The following is a 5,646-nucleotide window of genomic DNA, read 5'->3' as shown; positions in this document are numbered from 1 at the left end:
AGCCAATCCCTGGCAAGAGCCGACTCTGAAGCATCCAGCAGCTCGCAACTTAAGGCAGGCAGATTCCTTTCTTTCAATGCCTTCACAAACCGAAGGATTTCTTCTAAGAGAGTATCGGGTATGGTTTCTATTTCCTTTCTCAGGAGCTGACGTGTATCCATTAGATCGCCCCCTTTCAATGTGATTATATCATCGCCTTATTAATCCGAATCTCTGGCTTCGTCAGGTGATTTGCGCAAGAGCATTGTGTTTAATGAAATATCTTGGTAGTTCCGTGAAATCTCCCGGTTCTTTATCAAAAGGGAGAGGCGATTTGTCGCGTCGTTTCGCAAGATATTTTCTGGCAAGAAAAACGAACCAACCTATTTCCGCACTTAAAAAAATGCATCCGGAGGCGAGTAATCGAGTTTGACCCTGGTTGTTTGAGGATCAAGTCAACTGACAAATCGCGCGTTCTGATCAGTGAATCTCGTTTGCTTCTCGATGAACTAGGTCAAGCTACTCTTCTTTGCTCCTGACCAACCAACAGCAACGGCACTGAAAAATCGAGTCCCTATTTAATTTCCTACTGATTTTCTAAGGGTAAAGACCATTTCACTTTCAAAGTTGAGTTATTCTCCTATAGTATGTAGGAAAAGAATTCATGTTTTTCACGTACGACTGATGCTAGATACTTGAGATGGAAGCAATTAGATTGCTGGCTTATACTGAGAAGGTTGTTGAATGCTAAAATCTTCTCAGAAAGACAAAACTTACTAAGGGTGAAGAGTTTTGAAAAAAGAGAACGAACTAGTTGAATTCAAAATTGACTGGCGAGACGAATATATGAAAACCCTTTGCGCTTTTGCGAATACCGATGGAGGTAGGTTGATTATTGGCTTGAACGATTCTGGTATACCCGTTGGTGTTAGTAGAGCAGACAAACTTCTTGAGGATATTCCGAATAAGGTAAGAAATTACCTCGGGATAATTCCAAGGGTCTCGCTACAATCAGAAAGTGGCAAAGAGTTGATTGTTGTTGAGGTCCATCCCTCAGAGAGTTCAATATCGTTTAGGGGATCTTTTTACGTGAGAAGCGGAAGCACTACACAAGAACTTACAGGAAGAGAACTAGAGTCATTCCTTCTTGCGCGATCGGGTAGGACATGGGACTCTCAAATCACAAGTAATTCATCAATGAACGATCTGGATGAATCTACTATCGAAAGATTTAAAGTTCTGTCAGAAAAGCGGTTGCCGTTTGCTTCCCGGACAGAAGGGCCAATAGATTTGCTTAAAAAACTAAATCTTGTCACTGATGGAAGACTCAACCGTGCAGCAGTATTGCTTTTCGGTAAAGAGCCGCGAAGGTTTTTTCCTGGGGCCTTTCTGAGGATCGGTGCATTTACTAATGATACCAACCTTATCAGGACCGATGATGTCAATGGGAATCTTTTTGTCCAGGTTGAAGAGGCTTTGGCGTTGCTAAGAACAAAGTATATCTTGTCGAGTGTTTCTTACGACGGTATTTACAGAAAGGACGAAATGGTCTATCCAGAGAAAGCATTGCGAGAGGCCATAACAAATGCTGTTGTTCATAGAGATTATTCAGCTTATCATACCCAGATAAAGGTTTTTCCTAACAGATTGGTTCTTTGGAATAACGGTGGTCTTCCAAACGGAATATCGATTGAGGATCTTTTGAAGAATCACGTTTCCCAGCCAAGAAATGAACTACTGGCAGATGTCTTCTTCAAGGCAGGTTTGATAGAGACTTGGGGGAGAGGAACGATTTTGATGATGGAAGAATGCAGAGCACATAAACTCCCTGATCCAATATTCAGGGAAGAATCAGGAGGCTTTTCGGTAAGTTTCTTCAACACATCCTACAAAAGTGAACTGCAGATACCGGGGCTTACGCCAAGGCAGCAACAAATAGTAGAATTTGTAATGAAAAACGGAAGCATTACCAATGAACAGTGTAGAGAACTCACAAAAGTCTCAAAAGCAACTGCGACAAGAGACCTTGCTGATCTTGTTGAAAAGCGCGTTCTTGATCAGAAAGGAAAGAGCAAAAAAACCTCATATTACACTCTGGTGAGCCATAATGAGTCATAGGTGAGCCATAAATGAGCCATAAATGAGCCATAACTTTTGAATCTCTGATAAGGGGCATGGTAAATAGGGCCTCCATTTTTTGGCGAGAAGAGCGAAAAAGCCGTCCTTGGTTGTCCCGGAGCATGGACCCATCCTTCGAAAGAGCGGAAAGAACCGTTCAGCATCCTCCGAAAAGAGCCTTCTCTAATGGTCTTACACATCACCCATGACTCACAACGCACCACCCATGAGCCCGACGCGCGCGTACAGGGTATTGGTTGGTAGAAGTGTTGATCGTTCGTATTCATCTCTAGATACGGAGTTTAAGTCCTCCCTTCCCATCATGCCGAACACACTTAATACGTTATTCTGAGTTTGACTCAGAATCTGCTTTCTCAACAGTAAGGAACGAGATTGCCTAATTTCGCTTTTCTGTCCTTTGAAACACTCTCACAGACTTTCATCTTCGATTTCTCGTTTAGTGTGAAAATGGAGTCTGACTCTATTTAACTAAAGGGCTCCGCTTAACCTTTCTTTTCTGTCCTAAGAAATGCCCTCACAGATTTTTATCTTTGATTTCTCGTTTAGTGTGAAAAATGGAGTCTGACCCTATTTAGGCCCATTATATCTTGATAAGCCATAGATGCCTTTGCTTCGCACTCGAGCTGATCGCGAGTCTGTATCTTCCCTTGATCGATCATGAAAAGGAACCAGCGCTTTAGCTGCTTCGCTCTGAACTTGTTGAAGAGAGAAAAGCCATATCTTTCGAAGTCGATGGCGTCTCCTCTGGCAGATCTTATAAGATCTATCAGTAACTCTGCCGCCCCTTTGAGAATCAGAATGGAAACAATTAACCCTACAATCGCGTCAGCGTAGGGAATCCTCATGAGAGATGCGATGAGGCCAATTGCTACGCTCAAAGCTACAAGAACATGATTTCTTGAATCCGCCGACTGGGTAATCAGCGGGAAGGATCGATTCTTAAGACCTGAGTACTTCTGATAGAACCACAAGAGAGCGCAGACTATTCCCGAAATTGCCACTGCAGTAAAAGTAAGGAGATCGGGAGAAGGGATCTCACCGGAAATGAATCTGAACAGAGCCTCTATCAATGAAAAGACACCAGTTACTCCCATAAATAATAGAAGAATGAGGCTGACCAGATGTTCATGGTTTTTCTTCACTCCCCAGTACACCAAGATACTTGAGATTCCGTCCAAAAGAGTGTCGAATGAATCATTGAGAAGGCCGACACTGCCTGAAATAATAGCGGCAGGAAGTTTCAAGGCAGCAAGGATGAAGTGAACGATTATCGTTACTCTCGAGACTGTTTCGGCTCTTGTTGCTTTTTCCAGAAGTCTGCCGCTATTCTGAAGTTCGGCGAGCATCTTCCTTGCCTCAGACTCTCCCCTTTCTGTCAGTTCAAATTTGTTGCCGTCCTGAATAAGCCAGCCATCCTCTTTCATGTCTTCTATAGCCGAATCTAGAAATGAATCTAGATCCCTGGTTTCGTGCATCCTCTTGCCATAGGGGAAGACCTCGAAGAAAATGCCGAACCTTCTCTCCATCACTGAGAAGTACTCTTTCAGTAATTCCTTCGTATTACAGCCTCTGAGAACCGCAGCGGCCACATTCCATTCATGTCCATAATGTCTAGAATGAATTCTTCGTGCCAAACGTCTTACCCTCCGGAAAAAAACAAATTCTCTCTAACTCATTCTTAGCTCAATAAACGCGATCGACCCCTTTGAGTATATTACACATTGAAGCCTTATCGTATTCAATTACTGGAAGTTATATTTTAAGAGATTTTCGACATTTGTGGATACCATATGGGGAGTAGCGAATCGAAAGAAACCCGAAGTACTTTGATTTGAATAAATGCAGTTACCTGTATTTAGCATGAAATGCTTCATCTGATCGCTTCTTTGGTGATATTATCTCCCCTGGTGATGATCGGAGGTCATTCTCAGTGCCCAATATTTCAGGAGCTATTTATAAGACTATATTGAACAAGCGGTTTATTAAGAGACATCTCGTGAAGGAGATGATGTTCTGGATATCTCTGCTGTTGGCTTTGATCACATCAATAATTATTCCACCTCGTATTGAAAGCATTGACTGGCGAGTAATTGCCGAGCTCTTAAGCCTCATGATAGTTGTTCAGGCTCTTAAGGAATACAGGGTTCTGGAGAAGATAGCCACTATATCGCTTTCCAATCTAAGAAGCTCCAGAAGCATTGGATCAGTAATTGTTGTTCTTACGGCTTTTATGGGCGCCTTGATTACCAATGACGTTGCCCTTATCGCACTCGTTCCACTCACAATGATAATAGCCGAAAAGGCGAAATTCGATCCGATGTGGATTGTTATTATTCAGAGTCAGGCTGCTAATCTTGGCAGCGCGCTGACGCCGATAGGAAATCCGCAGAATCTCTTTCTTTTCGAAGAATACAAGATTGGTATCCTGGAATTCTCGAGGCTAATGTTTCCATTTGTTGTTTTCGGAATATGCTGGACTCTCGTGATGAATCTTTTGAACTCCAAGAGAAAAATTGCTTTCGATGTTCCATCTTCGGAGATCCGTGAACCTCAAAAGCTTGGTATTTTCATTGGGTGCTTACTTGTTGTTATGCTTTCAGTATTCAGAATCATCGACTTCAGAGTAGGACTTGTACTCACTGTGGTAGTTACAATAATTCTTGAAAGAAGGTTCTTTCAAAAGATTGACTACTTCTTGCTGGGTACTTTCTTGCTGTTCTTTGTCTTTATAGACAACATCTCCAGAATGGATATAATAGCCACGCTGATGAAGTCTGCAACAAATGGTGAAATAAGGACAATGACCAGCTCCGCTCTTATATCTCAGTTTATCAGCAACGTGCCAACCGCAATCCTTTTTTCGTCGTTTACCGAGAGCTACAAAGGCCTTCTTCTGGGCGTAAACATTGGAGGTAGCGGCACCATCATAGCCTCTCTAGCTAATCTGATCGCTTATAGAATCTACGTTAAGGAGAGGGGTCAAAACTTGAAGTATCTCACCATCTTCATGGCTTCAAGCGCGATAACACTTCTGCTAAGTATTGTTTTCGGTTACATGCAACTAAGAGTTCAAGGTTTTTAGGAGTTTGGTATGGAAAGCCCTGTAGTATGCCACCCGGACTGCTTAGCAATATGTGTTTCGGAAATGATCATACGACCGGTCTCTGTGTCATCATATAGACGCAGATTCTCGTATGTTGAAGCGTCAAAATATCGGTTTAGCATTGGAATTTTCAAACAAAACCGACTCTTGTGAAAGCACAAATTATGCAGTTCTTGCGAATACTCTTAACTAGTTAGCTGGCTTATGAGCTCGGGAGGAAGCCAAACAAAACAATTCAGACGACCATTTTCTTTCAAAGTATGAATCTCTCTCTCCAAGAAGAATTCCGTGCCGTGAGATTGGCTTAATGAAACGGACTTAAGTAGGTTAATTCACTTACATTGGACCCGGCGGGTCTTTGTATTACTCTTGAGTTTATCACTTAATCTTCTGAAAACAGCTAAACAAGCGAAAGCATTTTCAGA

The 5,646-nt window shown here is 42.3% G+C and carries 3 protein-coding genes; 2 read left to right on the top strand and 1 reads right to left on the bottom strand.

What is annotated here, in order from left to right:
* Positions 1-771: 771 nt before the first annotated feature.
* Positions 772-2,097 (top strand): ATP-binding protein, encoded by a 1,326-nt coding sequence (locus tag B3K91_RS12145; protein ID WP_292595309.1) that lies wholly within the window; start codon positions 772-774, stop codon positions 2,095-2,097.
* A 563-nt stretch (positions 2,098-2,660) separates the two neighbouring features.
* Here B3K91_RS12145 and B3K91_RS12140 read toward each other — a convergent pair.
* Positions 2,661-3,752 (bottom strand): cation diffusion facilitator family transporter, encoded by a 1,092-nt coding sequence (locus B3K91_RS12140; protein WP_292595305.1) that lies wholly within the window; start codon positions 3,750-3,752, stop codon positions 2,661-2,663.
* 296 nt (positions 3,753-4,048) lie between these two features.
* Here B3K91_RS12140 and B3K91_RS12135 point away from each other — a divergent pair, with 296 nt between their 5' ends.
* Positions 4,049-5,200 (top strand): SLC13 family permease, encoded by a 1,152-nt coding sequence (locus B3K91_RS12135; RefSeq protein ID WP_292595302.1) that lies wholly within the window; start codon positions 4,049-4,051, stop codon positions 5,198-5,200.
* The last annotated feature ends 446 nt before the right edge of the window (positions 5,201-5,646 follow it).

The sequence above is a fragment of the Mesotoga sp. UBA5847 genome (assembly GCF_002432735.1).
In the GTDB taxonomy this organism is placed as follows: Bacteria; Thermotogota; Thermotogae; order Petrotogales; family Kosmotogaceae; genus Mesotoga.
The sequence above is the reverse complement of the archived record's forward strand: the minus strand, read 5'-3'. Positions and strand labels throughout refer to the sequence as shown.